The following is a 14,449-nucleotide window of genomic DNA, read 5'->3' on the forward strand; positions in this document are numbered from 1 at the left end:
CCACAGACACGGCGACACCACTCGGAGCACTCACCCTCGGGAGAGCACTCCGATGGCAAGCACCGCTGCCGCCATGCTGGCCGAAGCCCGGAAGTGGAAGGGCTACAAGGAAGGCGCCAGCAACCACACCCGCTTCGGCGAGTGGTACGCCACCCTCGTCAAGGACAAGTCCTTCGCCTACGCCGCCTGGTGCGACGAATACGTCTCCTACTGCGGCTACGCCTCCGGTAACGCGGACGTAGTCGGCCAGTTCGCCTACTGCCCCAGCCACGTCAACTGGTTCAAGAAGCGAGGCCAGTGGCACAAGGCGACCGAGACCATCGAGCCCGGCGACATCCTGTTCTTCGACTGGAACGACGACGGCATCGCCGACCACGTCGAGATCGCCACGGCCGCATCCGCCCCCGGCGCGACCATCGCCACCATCGGCGGCAACACCTCCGCCGGCACCGCCGGTTCACAGTCCAACGGTGACGGCGTCTACGAGCGAACCCGCTACCGCTCCGACATCCTCGGCTTCGGCCGGCCCGCCTACAAGGCATCCTCGACCGGCGGCTCAAAGCCCACCACCCCGGAGACCTACAAGCCGCCGACCTTCCCCAAGGGACTGGCGCCCAACAAGTCGACCCCGTCGGCGAAGACGCTCCAGAAGGCGCTCAAGGCCACCGGCTGGATGGGCAAGGACGTCGAGCTCTCCGACAACTACGGACCCCGCACCCAGAAGGGCGTCGCCGGCTTCAACGCCAAGCACGGCCTGAACGACAAGGGCAAGACATACGACCCGGCCATCGGGCCCAGGGGCTGGGCACTACTGTTCACCCTCGCCTACGGCTGACAGCACAAAGGCCCCAAGACAACCCCCTTGGGGCCTTTGTGCTACTATGCGTCAAGCGTCTGAATGGCCTGCGAGGAACGTCGGACGGGAACGCCCCCAAGGTGAGGACTCCCGTGTGACTCGCAGGCCACTGTCGTACCTATCGGCGACTCTGCTGCTGACCTTTCTGCCGCTCACCACCGTCGAGCAACACGAGACTGTGAAAGCCGCACCAGCGCCGACACCGACCGCCTCACCCTCCCCGTCGTACAGCCCGCTGGCCTCCCCGACACCTACGCCCGAGGCCAGCACCCTGACGCCGACCAAGACGCCGAAGCCCAGCAAGACCCCGCGCCCCACCGCCACACGGTCCGCAGCGCCACGCGTCTCGCGCTCCGCGACGACCCCCCGCACGCCGATCTACGCCTCACCCAGGGCATACGCGAAGTCCGTCCTCAGCGCCACGCAATACGCCTGCGCCGACGCCGTCTTCACCCGCGAGAGCAACTGGAACCCGTACGCCACCAACCCCACCTCCGGCGCGTACGGCATCGCCCAGGCGCTTCCCCCCACGAAGTACGCCTCCGCCGGCTCCGACTGGCGCACCAACCCCATCACCCAGGTCCGGTGGGGCCTCACCTACATGAAGTCCCGGTACGGCAGCCCCTGCGGCGCCTGGGCGTTCTGGCAATCCCACCACTGGTACTGAGCAAGGATCACCACCACACATGGCCGAGTACATACGCCTGCTGCTCTGCAAGACCTGCGGGTCCATGGAGGAGCTGCCCAACTACGAGGGCGACCCCCGCCAGGACTTCCTCCTCGACACCCTGGTCAAGAGGCACCGCAACCCTGATGGCACCCCCCACATCGCGCACCCGCTGATGAAGGTGGAGAAGCGCCACTGGGACAGCCCCTCCACTCGCGCGGAGATCATCAAGCGCATCCGCGAGCAGACCGGACACACCGGCCTCGACCCAGCCTGCTACGAGGCCAAGAACACCCTTCAGGAAGACGCCCTCTCCTGCTGGCAGGCCCACAACCGGTCCATCACCTGCTCCGACTGGTGCACCGACAAGAAGCGGCTCACCCCCGACACCGCCGCCGAGCGCAAGGCAGCCGGCCTGCCGAAGTACCGCTCCACCAAGGACATCTACCTGTGCCACTTCTGCCCGGTAGCCAACGCCGTGCGCCGGGCCGCGCACGACAAGGCCGGCTGATGTACCAGTACCCCGCCAAGATCGTGGAGATCGTGGACGGCGACACCGTCGACACCGAACTCGACCTCGGCTTCGACGTCGTCACCCGCCAGCGCATCCGCCTGTACGGCATCAACGCGCCCGAGAAGAACACCCAGGCCGGCCGTGACGCCCGCCAGTTCGTCGTCGATTGGGTGAGGCAGCACACTCCGGCGATCACCCTGCACACCGTGCAGACCGCCAAGGGCAGCGACGCCCGCGAGAAGTACGGCCGCTATCTCGGCACCCTCACCGCCGCCTCAGCCGGCGACTCCCTCAACGACGCGCTCATCGCGGCAGGCCTCGCCAAGCCCTACGACGGCCACGGCCCCCGCACCTGAACCACCAACCACACCAACACCAGGAGCACCACAGTGACCATCGACCTGTCCACCCTCGCCGAGACCGCCGCCGACACCGTCGAGGAACTGACCGACGACCAGCGCGAGCAGCTCAAGAAGATGGGGGAGGAGGCCGGCATCACCAAGGAGACCGGCACCGTCGCCGAGACCGCGTTCCTCGTCGTCATCACCCCCGACGGCCAGGTCCTCGCCGAACCCAACATCAATACCAAGGTCCGCACCAAGCGCCCGGCCAGCCTCGACGACTTCCAGCGCGCCGGCCACGTCCTGGTCGACGACGCCATCGCGATCAAGACCGCCTCGATCACCGGCCAGCAGATGATGCAGATGACCGCGGCCCTGGTCGAGCAGCAGCGCACCAACGCCCTCGTCAACAGCCTCAAGCTGTGATCTTGCGGTAAGCTGTAACGCGAGCGAGCTTTCTTCCTCGGAGGGATGCTCTCTCCTCTCAAGGGAAGGCCCCCCGGAGACCACCAATCTCCATAAAAAAGGGGGGCCTTCGCCTTTTTCTGGGCCCAGAAATGCAGCCCCTTTGAATTCTCTATATCGCCGGTAGAGTGCGGGATATGGAGACGAACTCTTTCTACCGTCGTCTCGGGAACAACGCTCAGCCCATCAGGGAAGGCGCGATCGGCGCCTCCGGCTATTTCTCCAGCCCGGCTGACCACCTTGACCCGAACCTTTTCAACGGCGACCTCATCATCCCCCAAGTTCGCAGTTGGCTCCTTGGCACGCTCTACACGTTCTGGGACACCCGCTACAACGCACCAGGTCAGTGGAGCGAAGTCTGGCTCGCCGGCTCCGGCGTCAGCTACCAGTGGGCCGCCGACCGCGGAAATGGAGACCTCGACGTTCTGATCGGCGTCGACTTCTCTTCCTTCGGCTGGTACAACCCCGACTACTCCGGAATGACCAGCCAGGAAATCGCCGACCTCTTCGACGAGGAGCTCAAGGCGGAACTCTGGCCCGAAACCGCCACCACCCGAATTGGGGACCGGGTGTATGAGGTCACCTACTACGTCAACCCCAACAGCCGCGATATCCGCAACATCAACCCCTACGCGGCTTACTCCCTCACCAAGGACGAATGGACCGTCCACCCGCCCGAGCTGCCGGCAAACCCCCGCGACACCTATTCGCAGGAGTTCAAGGACGCCGCCGCCCGCGACACCGCCGAGGCTGAGCGCCTCGTCACCGCCTACAACGCCCTGGCCCAGGAGATGCATGCCTCCCCGCAGGGCGAAGGCCACTGGGTCACCCTCGGCGCCCAGCTCAAGACGATCGTCGCCCAGGCGGCCCAGCTCTTCGACGACATCCACCTCGGCCGGCGCACAGCCTTCGCACCCGGCGGCAGCGGCTACGCCGACTTCGCCAACTACCGCTGGCAGGCCGGCAAAGAGTCCGGGGCCGTCGAGATGCTCCGCTCCATCAAGGACATCCAGGTCGCCACCCGCAACCAGGCAGAGACCGACGCCTGGGGCCAGCCGATCAGCGACGCCCAGTTCGCCCTGCGCAACGCCGCACTGTGGCGGTCCAGGTGAACGTCGTCATAGCCATCGACGGCGTCCTCAAGCGCCCCGACAGCGACGCCGTCGTCCCCGCCGGGCAGCTCCTCTACCACGGACTCGCCGAAACCCACGTCGTGCACCTGGCCGACGACCCCGACACCTTCAACTCCTCGAAGGCGCTCGCGCAGAACTGGCTCAAGCGCAACGGATTCACCAAGCACATCCGCGTGATCAAGCCCAGAGTCAGCCAGCGCTACGGCCTGCTCGGCGGCCTTCAGGCCCTCCGAGCTGACCTCCACGTCGACCTGGTCGTCGTGGCCGACCCCACCGCCGCCGCCGACCTCCTCGCAGCCGGCTACACCACCGTCCTGTTCACCCACCCTCGCTACAGCCGCCCGCAGTGGAAGCCCGACTACCGCGGTGAGCCCCGAGCGTGGGACGACCTCGTCGCCGAGATCGAGCAGCAGGACCAGCACTACGCCCAGGACGCCAGGCGCACCGCCGGCCCCCTGTAGGAGACACCCCTGTGAAGCTGTACCTGGCCGGCACCGAGATCCCGGCCTACCGCAGCCTGCTCGCCCAGGAGGGCCACACCACCGTGGCCCTCTCCTACTGGGGCCTGCGCAGGCGCACCAAGTTCACCAAGCCCTACGACCTGGCCGAGAAGTTCGGGGACGAAATGGAGATCCTCGTCGACTCCGGCTGCCACTCCATCAACACCAAGCCCGCGGGCGACCTGTCCGACGCCGAGCTGAAGGACATCGCCGAGCACTACTACGCCTCCTTCATCGCCCCCAACCGGGAGCGGCTCGCCTACTACGTCGAGTTCGACGCCCACCAGCTCGGCGACGAGTGGATCACCCAGCAGCGCGAGCGACTCCACCGGGACAAGGCGATCGTCGTCTGGCGACCCGAGACTGGCCGTGAAGGGCTGGAGCAACTCTGCCGGGACTGGCCCAACGTCGGCATCACCCAGGCCGGTGTCGACCGCCTCGACGTCTCCCACCTCCTCGCCCACCTGTCCAAGACCACCGACACCCGCCTCTTCGGCCTCGGCATGACCAAGACGGCGGCCCTGGAGCACGGCCTCTGGTACGGCGCCGCCTCCACCTCATGGCTCTCCCCGAGCCAGTTCGGCGACACCATCGTCTGGGCCGGCAAGGAGCTGCACCGCTACCCCCGCCGGTACAAGGACATGGCCCGCAACAGACACAAGCACGCCATCACCGACGCCGGCTTCGACGCCGACGCCGTCCTTTCCGACGACCCCACCGAGGTCCTGCGCGTCTCGATCTGGTCCTGGAACCAGTTCACCGAGCACGTCAACGGCAGAGGAGTAACTGCCCCTGCCAAACCGCGTACAGCCGAAAACGCGGATCAGGCTCCGGAAGCAGTTGATCGACTGCCCGAACAGGTGCGGCACGCTGGAGTAACTCCGGCTGTCGTGGAACAACGCGAGAAGCGCCCCTTCCCCGGCCTTGCCGTCGTTCAGGACACCGCAGAGGACGGCACTCTCGGCCGACCCGTCCTCAAGACCGTCGACCCTGGCGTCCGCACCTGCGACCGCTGCTACCTCTCCAGCAGTTGCCCCGCCTCCCAGCCCAAGTCGGCCTGCGCGTTCAGCCTGCCCGTCGAGATCCGCACCAAGGACCAGCGCGCCGACGTCGCCGCCGCACTGCTGGAAATGCAGGCAGGACGCGTCTTCAACCTGCGATTCGCCGAGGAACTGGAGGGCGGGATCACCAATCCAGTGCTCTCGGGAGAACTCGATCGCTTCCAAAAGATGCTCAAGGCCGTCGGGGACATGGAGGAGAACTCCTTTTCGGTGAAGATCACCGCCACCCAGAAGGGCGCCGCCGAGTCCGGCCTCATCAGCCGGCTGTTCGGCCGCGACGAAGGCGAGCAAGCCCGTTCCCTTCCCGAGCCGGTCACCGTCGAACGCGCCGCGATCGAGACCGGGTTTGTAGACGCCGAGGTGATCGAGGACAAGGCCGCATGACCAACACGAGTAACTGGACCGACATGGACGACACCAGCAACAACGGTCATGTGACCGAGCGCCCCTGCCCGCACTGCAAGGGGCGCTGGCCCGAGATGGACGCCTGCATCGTCTGCCAAGGGGACGGCACCGTCGTCATCGAGTGACCTACTGCACAGGCACGCCGAAGGCTCCGACTAACCGGTCGGGGCCTTCGTTTGTGCACTTGACCGTCCAGAACTTGTGGCATAACTTGTGGAACAAGTTGAGCAACAAGTTGGGAGAGCCCGTCCCAGCCCGTGGCCGGCATGCCCAGCCGGCGGCTCACGCCACTGAGCATGCCCTCAAGGAGCTGAGCATGGACGCACCGGCCAAGGTCATCCCGCTGCACCAGAAGGATCGGGCCCCGAAGGTCGAGGTGCAATGGACCCCGGCAGAACACAGCGACCCCGGCGCTTACCGGAAGCTCCTCGAACTTCTCTTCCTTCCGCGCACCTCGGATGACCAGGCAAAAGCTGCCTAACACAGAGTCAAAAACCGCCATACGTCGGTAAGATCCCCTGAAACACGAGTGACCCCGGCAGCTTGCGACGCGGACCGGGGTCACCCTGCCAGTCTCAGGGAGAACTGACGTGCCACAGACTCTCATATCCAGCATCGACGTCGTAGCCAGAGCAGGCATCGGCGTCGATACCTTGCGTGCCGTCGACTACCTTCGCGTCTCCACCGAGGAGCAGGCCAAGGGCTACGGCATCAGTTACACCAGCAAGCGCACCGCCAGACACATCACCAACAAGGGCTGGGACCACGTCGGAACCTACGCCGACGAGGGCTACAGCGGCAGCCTCGACCACACCGAGCGCCCCGACCTCAAGCGCCTCATGGAGGACGCCCAACAGATCCCGCGCCCCTTCGATGTCGTCGTCGTTCCCGAAGAGCGGGCCATCGGCCGACGCGACCGCGCCTTCTGGCCCTGGGTGTGGAAACTCGAAGACCTTGGCATCTTCGTCGCCATCGTCCGCGGTGACTACGACAACACCACTGAGGCCGGCCGCTCCCGCATGCGCAAGGAAGCCGACCGCGCTGAGGACGAGCGAATCACCATCCGCGACCGCACCCAGGGCGGCCGGCAGGAGAAGGCAGAATTCGGGGGGCATGACGGCGGAGTTGCCCCCTACGGCTACCGCATCGAGAACAAGGGGAAGCGCGGAGAGAGCCGCCTCGTCCTCGACACCGGAGATGGTGACGAGGCCTACCCCACCCTCCACCGAGCCTGGAAGCACATCGTCCAGGAGGGTATGAACCCTGCGGAGACCGAAGACCTTTTCAACGCTGAAGGCGTGCGCGGCCCCACGATGGATTACTGGCCGCGGGGCTCTCTCCGGCACGTCCTGACCAGCCGAGCCATCCAAGAGTCCAAGCGTGTCTTCCGCGACCCGAATGGGCCGAAGACCAAGGTGGGGCCCGACGGCCAGCCCATATACGGCGACACAGTCGTTATCGACCTCGACCCCGTCTTCACCCCGGAAGAGCTCAAGCTCCTCAACATTGCCCTGGCCCGAACCTCCCGAGGGCCGCGCGAATCCGAGGAAGAGATCCACCCGCTCAGCAAGCACATCTATGGGGTGTGCGGGAGGCACTGGACCGGAGCCAGTAAGACTGGCCGCCGCCAGGTGCCCGTTTACCGCTGCACGGGCAAGATCGAGAAGATCATAGACGGCGTCAAGCAGAAGCGGTGCGACTGCGGACAGATCGACGCCCAGACCCTGGAGAACCGCGTCTGGACGGAGATTTGCCAGCTCCTGGAGGACCCAGACCGACTCAAGCGCATGGCGCAGGACTGGGTCGACATGGCCAAGAACAGCGGCGTCGACTACAAGAAGCGGATCCTCGAACTCGACGAAAAGATTGAGGACCAGGAAGCGCTGATCGACGACACGACAGCGGCCACTGCCCGACGTGCCCGCCGGCGAGGACTCGACAAGCAGGCCACCCAAGACGCCATCGACCGCGCCACTCACGACCAGGAAGAGGAACTGGCGCGTCTGGAGAAGCTCCGCAACGAGGCTATCTCGTGGCAGGAGGAGATGGATCGGAACATCGACACAGCCAGGGACCTTGAGGCGCTTGCCGGCATGGCGCGAGTCCAGCTACACAGCATGGACGCTCGCCAGAAGGAGCACGTCGTCGACCTCCTGGATCTGAAGGTCACCATCCTCGGTCCGACGCCCCGTAAGACCCGCAGTGACGACAGGCTGAGCCAGTGGTTTCGCGACCGCGAACGGGTTGTACCTGACCTCACCGACGAGGCGTGGGCCCGTGTCGAGCACTTCTTCGTGGGCCGTCCGGGGCGTACCGCTAGTAATCCTCGCGACATGCTCGACTCCATCCTCACAAAGGCGCGTACGGGTTGCCCTTGGAGCGAACTGTCCTATGGCAAGGTGGCCGGTACCTGGAAGCAGATGCACCAGTCGGGAAGGTGGGACGCCATCATGGAGGCCCTCACAGACTGCCCTGGTACGCCGCCGAGGGACGACATCGTCCTGCCGCCGCTGAGGATCGAGGGACGGGTCGACCCCCGCCTTCTCATTGCGCAAGATATTGCTACTGATCAAGACGACGCGTTCAAAGCTTCCGACTACAAGATCTCGCCGTTCGAGCTGGAGAGCGCGCTGCTGGAGCACGAGGCGGTGGCGGAGGCGGCGGTCGTCCCGGCGCCCGACCCGGTCCGGCTCGCGGTGCCCAAGGCGTACATCGTCCTCGCCGACGGCTGGACGCCCGGCCCGGAGACGGCGAAGGCCCTGTTCGCGCACTCGCGCGCGGTCCTCGCCCCGTACAAGCGCATCCGCCGTATCGAGTTCGCCGAGCTGCCCAAGACCGTGTCGGGCAAGATCCGCCGGATCGAGCTGCGCGAGCGTACCGCGGCGGGGGCGACGGACGAGTACACCGAGGGGGACCTCGCGTGAGCGTCAGGCGACCGTGCTGGTGTACAGGCCGCCTCCGCCGCCGTGGAAGTCGGTGAAGCCCGGGTCGTTGCCGCCCCGCCCGAGCAGCCCGCCGTCGCGGGCGAAGTGCGGGTGGAACAGCAGCAGCGCCGGGTCGCCGTACAGCGCCACGCACATCAGCACCTCCTTGCCGGGGCGCCCGTGCCGGTCGGGCGGCAGCGGGTGACACGCCCGCAGCCGGGCCAGCGGCCGCCGCGCGGCGCGGGTGCGACGCGGCACGCACCACAGGCCCGCCGCGGCCACCACCGCGGCGGCCGAGGCGCCGGTCGCGAGCGGCGTGCAGGGTGCCGTGCCGGGCGGGGTGACCAGCAGCCCGGTCACCACCGTCACGGGTACGGCGGCGAGCAGGGTACGCGCGGCCCGCCACCGCCCGGCCGGCCGCAGCAGGCCCTCGTCGACCAGCTCGTCGCGTACGGAGTCGACGGCGCCCCGCACGCGTGGGTGCCCCGCCAGGACGCGGACGCCCACCGCCCGGTGCAGCACGCCGTGCAGGGCGTACCGCAGCGGGTCCCGGGCCCCGAGCGCCCACCCGTCCCGCCGTACCGTGCCCCGGCGCCCCGCCGCCACGGCACCGCCCCGGTGCAGCGCGACCAGCGCCACCGTGACGGCGGCGCGCCTTCCGCCCCGCAGCAGCGCGACCTCCTGCGGCGGGAGGCCGGCCGCCGGCCGCGTACCGCCCCGTGTCCGTATCCCCCGTAACAGCGCGACGGCCATGACCAGCAGCGCGCAGGCCGCTCCGATGAACCCCCACATGTTCGTCCACCCCCACAGGGGGTGTGCCCGGCGCATGGCGGGCCCGAAGCGCGCACCGGCGTGTTCAGAGCCTGATGTGAGGTTCGGCCGCCGGGGGCGTCACGCGCCCCTGGCGAGGAGCTCGTCGGCGGCGCCGTTGAGGGGCTGCGGGGTGCCGGTGAGGTCCATGACGAACAGCGGCAGCCGCAGCCGGTCGGCGCGGACGCGTGCCCTCTCCTCGTATCCCGCGAGCGAGAACGACACGCTCGTCGCCGACGCCGCGAGGCCGCTCAGCCACAGGCACTCGACGGCCCGCAGGGACGTGGGCCGGGTGGTGGGGTCGACCTGGGCGACCAGCCCGGGGCCGCGCAGGTCGATGCCGAACCCGGACCCTGCCCCGTACCCGCCCCAGGACCCCGGCCCGGACCCCGGCCCGTTCCCGCCCCCGGACCGCTCCTCCGGCTGGACGACGTCGCGGAAGCCGAGCCAGCGGAGGTAGAGCGCGGCGGCGGTGACCGCGTCGCGGGCGGTGCGGATGGTCACCGGCCGGAAGGAGGGGCGCGGTACGGCGGCGGTGCGCGGCAGCGGGATGTGGGCGGGAACCGTGGAGACCCCCGTCGTGGCGGCGGTCGACCCGGGCGGTGGACCCGCCGGGCCGGATCCGGGCGGTGTCGGTGGCTGCGGCGGTACGGCGGTCACCGGCCGTACCGGGACGCGCAGCACCGTGCCGCACGGGCAGCCCAGCTCGGGCTGCGGCCACTGGTCCTGGCGCCCGCACGCCGTGCAGCGGACGGTGACCCACTCGTCGGTCCAGGTCCGGTGGGTGATCGGCTCGGCGGCGGCGCCCTTGAGCAGGGGAGGGACGACGGGGGCGCCGCACGGGCACGGGTAGACCGGCGGCGCGTAGGCGTGGGCCCGGCGGCAGGCCGGGCAGCGTACCGGGACGTTCTCTCCCACGTATGACCCCTTTCGGTCCGTCACCCATCGTCCACCAGGAGCGAGCACTTGGGGAGGGACTTCGGCCATCCCTTGACTGCATCTCTTCCGCCCCCTAGATTACTTCCATATAGCAGAACTACACTTCCGCATTACGGAATCGCGGCTCTCAGGTGGCGCGACAGAGCACGAATCCGCTGGCCGAAGCAGGAGCACCCAATGCCTCGTATGACCGCCGCCCGAGCGGCAGTTGAGATCCTCAAGCGCGAAGGCGTCACCAACGCGTTCGGTGTGCCGGGCGCGGCGATCAACCCCTTCTACAAGGCCCTCAAGGAGGGCGGCGGGATCAACCACACGCTCGCCCGCCACGTCGAGGGCGCCTCCCACATGGCCGAGGGTTACACCCGCGCCAAAGCCGGCAACATCGGTGTCTGCATCGGCACCTCCGGCCCGGCCGGCACCGACATGATCACCGGCCTGTACTCCGCGATCGCGGACTCGATCCCGATCCTGTGCATCACCGGCCAGGCCCCGGTCTCGAAGCTCCACAAGGAGGACTTCCAGGCCGTCGACATCGCGTCGATCGCCAAGCCGGTCACCAAGGCCGCGACGACCGTCCTGGAGCCCGCGCAGGTCCCGGGCGTCTTCCAGCAGGCCTTCCACCTGATGCGCTCCGGCCGTCCCGGCCCGGTCCTCATCGACCTCCCGATCGACGTCCAGCTGGCCGAGATCGACTTCGACCCCGAGACGTACGAGCCCCTGCCGGTCTACAAGCCGCAGGCCACGCGCGCCCAGGTCGAGAAGGCCATCCGGTTCCTGCTGGAGTCCGAGCGTCCGCTGATCGTCGCCGGTGGCGGCATCATCAACGCCGACGCCTCCGACCTGCTGGTCGAGTTCGCGGAGCTGACCGGTGTCCCGGTCATCTCCACCCTGATGGGCTGGGGCACCATCCCCGACGACCACGAGCTGAGCGCCGGCATGGTCGGCGTCCAGACCGCGCACCGCTACGGCAACGCGACCTTCCTGGAGTCGGACTTCGTCCTCGGCATCGGTAACCGCTGGGCCAACCGCCACACCGGTTACAACATGGAGGCGTACACCAAGGGCCGGAAGTTCGTCCACGTCGACATCGAGCCCACCCAGATCGGCAAGATCTTCGCCCCGGACTACGGCATCGCCTCCGACGCCAAGGCCGCGCTGGAGCTCTTCATCGAGGTCGCCAAGGAGCTCAAGTCCGAGGGCAAGCTGCCGGACTTCTCCGCCTGGGCCGCCTCCGCGCAGGAGCGCAAGGGCACCCTCCAGCGCCGCACGCACTTCGACAACATCCCGATGAAGCCGCAGCGCGTGTACGAGGAGATGAACAAGGCCTTCGGCCCGGAGACGCGTTACGTCACCACCATCGGCCTCTCCCAGATCGCCGCCGCGCAGTTCCTGCACGTCTACCGGCCGCGTCACTGGATCAACTGCGGCCAGGCCGGCCCGCTCGGCTGGACCATCCCGGCCGCGATCGGTGCCGCCGTCGCCGACCCGGAGACCCCGATCGTCGCGCTCTCGGGCGACTACGACTTCCAGTTCATGATCGAGGAGCTGGCGGTCGCCGCCCAGCACAAGGTCCCCTACGTCCACGTCCTCGTGAACAACGCCTACCTCGGTCTGATCCGTCAGGCGCAGGTCAACCTGGACATCAACTTCCAGGTCAACCTGGAGTTCGAGAACATCAACACCCCGGAGATCGGCGTCTACGGCGTCGACCACGTCAAGGTCGCCGAGGGCCTGGGCGTCAAGGCCATCCGGGTCACCGACCCGAACGAACTGGGTGCCGCTCTGGAGGAGGCCAAGAAGCTCGCCGCCGAGCACCAGGTCCCGGTCGTCGTCGAGGCCATCCTGGAGCGCATCACCAACATCGCGATGAGCAAGACGGTCGACATGAGCAACGTGACCGAGTTCGAGGAGATCGCCACCGAGCCGGGCCACGCCCCGACGGCGATCCGCCCGCTGGTCTGACCCACACCGTGAACGGCCCCCGCCCCGGAACCCGGGACGGGGGCCCTTCGCGTTGTGTGTCCTTCAGTCCTTCAGGAAGACCAGCGCAGGGCGCGCAGCACCCGCCAGGTGACCGTGGCGGCGCGGTCGGCCTTGATCTCGACCCGTAACACCTCGTTGGTGTCCAGGACGCCGTTGCGCGTGACCGCCACGTTCAGCACCCCGTCCGGGCCGATGGTGCCGCAGTCGACGGGCAGGTCGAGGGACCGGTGCTTGGTGGTGAGGTGGTAGTCCTGGAAGCGCATGACGACGCGCGTACCGGCCTGGCCCTTCACCGTGGCGTACGCGGTCGCCGAGTAGGCGCACGGGCCCTGGAGCAGCGCGGCGTCGTTGGCCATGGCCAGCTGCTTGTACGTGCCGGCCACCAGGGCCGGGCCGCCCGACTGGCTCTCGTTGATGACGGTCGGCATGGGGTCCTCCTGTGACTGGCCGCTCGCCCGGGCCACGATCCCCGGGAAGACGACGTTCTTGAACTGGCGCACCCGGGCGTCGCCGGGACAGGCCGTACCGCCGCTCGACCACGCGGCGTGCAGCCGGTGGTAGCCGTAGCCGGGGTCGGACGCGCTGCGGCAGATCCGCAGCGGGATGCCGTGCCGCCGGTGCAGCCACACCCCGAGCCGGATCAGCTGCTCGACCTGCTTCTCGGTCCAGGGGTCGGTGTGCTTCAGATTGGACGCCGTCTCGATGGACACCGCCCCGGTGCCGTCGGGGCGGCGGTTGGCCTGGTAGTTGGCGTCCGCGCGGGTCTCGGTCCCGATGTACTGCGCGAGGTCGCCCTCGTACCCGAGTCCGAAGTGGGACTCGAGTGAGCTAGTCTTCCAGTACTCGTAGATCCTCTGCGCATTCCATGGCGCGGCAAGGCTGTGCAAGATGAACTGCGTAGGCCTGATAGCGGGTTGCTGATCGCTTTCAGGTTGTAGCTCCAGTTTTTTCGCGAACGGGCACCAAGCCATCAGGGGTGCCTCCTTTGACTCGGGAACGTCCTTTCGGGGGACAGTGGCATGAACGAACTCACGTGCAGTATCGAGGGCTGTAGTCGCCCGACCCGCGTGCTCTCCCGGGGATGTGCGCCATGCATTACCAGCGGTGGCAGCGCCACGGAGATACGGGCCCCGGGACCGCGCATCGTGTGCACGACAGCACGGCAACGGAGGCCCGACGGTGCGAGTTCCCCGGCTGCACGCGGAAGTACATCAGCAAGGGGCTGTGCGCGAGCCACAATTGGCAGCGCAACGCAGGACGCGAACTGACTGCGTTGCCGGACCGGCGGCACGCCAAGCCTCATGACCGAAACCCACAAGGCGAGAAGCAGTGTCGCACCTGCCTCCTTTGGCTCCGCCCGGACATGTTCAACCGAAATGCCAGGGCCAAGGACGGGTTGCAGGGGAGTTGCCGGAGCTGCGCACGGGACACACAGCGTAAGGCGCTGTACAGGCTGCCTCCTGGCCGCTACGCGGAGATGCTGGCGAGCCAGGGAGGTGCTTGCGCCATCTGCAGGCAGGCCGACGGGAATGGGCTCGCTCTGTCTGTTGACCACAATCACGGCTGCTGCCCGGATGGTGCGGGGACCTGCGGGCAATGCATCCGCGGCCTGGTGTGCAGCGCGTGCAACCACGGACTCGGGAAGTTCCGTGACAGCCCGGAACTCCTCCGCGCCGCAGCGGCGTACCTGGAATGGCACGCCGCCCGGTAGCCGTTCGAGGCGGGTCGCGGCGGGATACCACGCCATGGCCCCCCTTTCCGGATCTTGACAGGTACACGGTTGATGTACGTCCCGTCGTGGTATTACCCACCGTCTGTAACCGGCACCCATGCGCGGTATCCCGGAATCGG

At 67.8% G+C, this 14,449-nt stretch carries 15 protein-coding genes; 12 read left to right on the forward strand and 3 right to left on the reverse strand.

The window, feature by feature from the left end; genetic code table 11:
* The first annotated feature begins 52 nt into the window (after nt 1-52).
* The 11 genes from BKD26_RS20205 (at nt 53) to BKD26_RS20245 (ending at nt 8,866) form a co-directional block, all read left to right on the forward strand.
* Complete coding sequence (locus BKD26_RS20205; protein WP_107417916.1) at nt 53-835, forward strand: CHAP domain-containing protein; 783 nt, start codon at nt 53-55, stop codon at nt 833-835.
* 115 nt (nt 836-950) lie between these two features.
* Nucleotides 951-1,523: a transglycosylase SLT domain-containing protein gene (locus BKD26_RS39210; protein WP_241518744.1), complete on the forward strand. Its 573-nt coding sequence runs from the start codon at nt 951-953 to the stop codon at nt 1,521-1,523.
* Nucleotides 1,524-1,542: 19 nt separating this feature from the next.
* Nucleotides 1,543-2,034 carry a hypothetical protein gene (locus tag BKD26_RS20215; RefSeq protein WP_084899994.1) on the forward strand — a complete coding sequence of 164 codons (492 nt, stop codon included), beginning with the start codon at nt 1,543-1,545 and terminating at the stop codon, nt 2,032-2,034.
* The gene (locus BKD26_RS20220; protein ID WP_084899998.1) at nt 2,034-2,393 is read left to right on the forward strand and encodes a thermonuclease family protein; all 360 of its coding nucleotides are present in this window, start codon (nt 2,034-2,036) and stop codon (nt 2,391-2,393) included. The genes BKD26_RS20215 and BKD26_RS20220 overlap by 1 nt, the downstream gene beginning before the upstream one ends.
* A 33-nt stretch (nt 2,394-2,426) precedes the next feature.
* Nucleotides 2,427-2,804 (forward strand): hypothetical protein, encoded by a 378-nt coding sequence (locus BKD26_RS20225; protein WP_084900001.1) that lies wholly within the window; start codon nt 2,427-2,429, stop codon nt 2,802-2,804.
* 176 nt (nt 2,805-2,980) lie between these two features.
* On the forward strand, nt 2,981-3,955 hold the full coding sequence (locus tag BKD26_RS20230; RefSeq protein ID WP_084900003.1) for a hypothetical protein: 975 nt from the start codon (nt 2,981-2,983) through the stop codon (nt 3,953-3,955).
* Nucleotides 3,952-4,437: a hypothetical protein gene (locus tag BKD26_RS20235; protein WP_143662690.1), complete on the forward strand. Its 486-nt coding sequence runs from the start codon at nt 3,952-3,954 to the stop codon at nt 4,435-4,437. The genes BKD26_RS20230 and BKD26_RS20235 overlap by 4 nt, the downstream gene beginning before the upstream one ends.
* 11 nt (nt 4,438-4,448) lie before the next feature.
* On the forward strand, nt 4,449-5,921 hold the full coding sequence (locus tag BKD26_RS20240) for a hypothetical protein (RefSeq protein ID WP_084900009.1): 1,473 nt from the start codon (nt 4,449-4,451) through the stop codon (nt 5,919-5,921).
* On the forward strand, nt 5,918-6,067 hold the full coding sequence (locus BKD26_RS40375) for a hypothetical protein (protein ID WP_179166621.1): 150 nt from the start codon (nt 5,918-5,920) through the stop codon (nt 6,065-6,067). Before BKD26_RS20240 ends, BKD26_RS40375 begins: the two co-directional genes overlap by 4 nt.
* Before the next feature lie 191 nt (nt 6,068-6,258).
* Nucleotides 6,259-6,423 carry a hypothetical protein gene (locus tag BKD26_RS40380; protein ID WP_179166622.1) on the forward strand — a complete coding sequence of 55 codons (165 nt, stop codon included), beginning with the start codon at nt 6,259-6,261 and terminating at the stop codon, nt 6,421-6,423.
* Nucleotides 6,424-6,532: 109 nt separating this feature from the next.
* The gene (locus BKD26_RS20245; protein WP_084900011.1) at nt 6,533-8,866 is read left to right on the forward strand and encodes a recombinase family protein; all 2,334 of its coding nucleotides are present in this window, start codon (nt 6,533-6,535) and stop codon (nt 8,864-8,866) included.
* A 3-nt stretch (nt 8,867-8,869) separates the two neighbouring features.
* Here the strand turns inward: BKD26_RS20245 and BKD26_RS20250 are convergent, their stop codons facing one another.
* Nucleotides 8,870-9,658: a TIGR04222 domain-containing membrane protein gene (locus BKD26_RS20250; RefSeq protein WP_084900014.1), complete on the reverse strand. Its 789-nt coding sequence runs from the start codon at nt 9,656-9,658 to the stop codon at nt 8,870-8,872.
* Between the two features lie 99 nt (nt 9,659-9,757).
* Complete coding sequence (locus BKD26_RS20255; protein ID WP_084900017.1) at nt 9,758-10,594, reverse strand: hypothetical protein; 837 nt, start codon at nt 10,592-10,594, stop codon at nt 9,758-9,760.
* A gap of 207 nt (nt 10,595-10,801) precedes the next feature.
* Here BKD26_RS20255 and gcl point away from each other — a divergent pair, with 207 nt between their 5' ends.
* Entirely contained in the window at nt 10,802-12,577 is a 1,776-nt protein-coding gene (gene gcl, locus BKD26_RS20260) for a glyoxylate carboligase (protein ID WP_084900019.1), read from the forward strand.
* A gap of 71 nt (nt 12,578-12,648) precedes the next feature.
* Here the strand turns inward: gcl and BKD26_RS20265 are convergent, their stop codons facing one another.
* On the reverse strand, nt 12,649-13,569 hold the full coding sequence (locus tag BKD26_RS20265; RefSeq protein ID WP_084900022.1) for an N-acetylmuramoyl-L-alanine amidase: 921 nt from the start codon (nt 13,567-13,569) through the stop codon (nt 12,649-12,651).
* Nucleotides 13,570-14,449 lie beyond the last annotated feature (880 nt).

It is taken from the genome of Streptomyces sp. CB03238, assembly GCF_002099185.1.
Classification (GTDB): domain Bacteria; phylum Actinomycetota; class Actinomycetes; order Streptomycetales; family Streptomycetaceae; genus Streptomyces.

Excerpts from the sequence above, each read along its gene's own strand:
- BKD26_RS20205 (WP_107417916.1), top strand. The coding sequence starts at position 53 with ATGGCAAGCACCGCTGCCGCCATGCTGGCCGAAGCCCGGAAGTGGAAG.
- BKD26_RS20215 (WP_084899994.1), top strand. The coding sequence starts at position 1,543 with ATGGCCGAGTACATACGCCTGCTGCTCTGCAAGACCTGCGGGTCCATG.
- BKD26_RS20220 (WP_084899998.1), top strand. The coding sequence starts at position 2,034 with ATGTACCAGTACCCCGCCAAGATCGTGGAGATCGTGGACGGCGACACC.
- BKD26_RS20230 (WP_084900003.1), top strand. The coding sequence starts at position 2,981 with ATGGAGACGAACTCTTTCTACCGTCGTCTCGGGAACAACGCTCAGCCC.
- BKD26_RS40375 (WP_179166621.1), top strand. The coding sequence starts at position 5,918 with ATGACCAACACGAGTAACTGGACCGACATGGACGACACCAGCAACAAC.
- BKD26_RS40380 (WP_179166622.1), top strand. The coding sequence starts at position 6,259 with ATGGACGCACCGGCCAAGGTCATCCCGCTGCACCAGAAGGATCGGGCC.
- BKD26_RS20250 (WP_084900014.1), bottom strand. The coding sequence starts at position 9,658 with ATGTGGGGGTTCATCGGAGCGGCCTGCGCGCTGCTGGTCATGGCCGTC.
- gcl (WP_084900019.1), top strand. The coding sequence starts at position 10,802 with ATGACCGCCGCCCGAGCGGCAGTTGAGATCCTCAAGCGCGAAGGCGTC.
- BKD26_RS20265 (WP_084900022.1), bottom strand. The coding sequence starts at position 13,569 with ATGGCTTGGTGCCCGTTCGCGAAAAAACTGGAGCTACAACCTGAAAGC.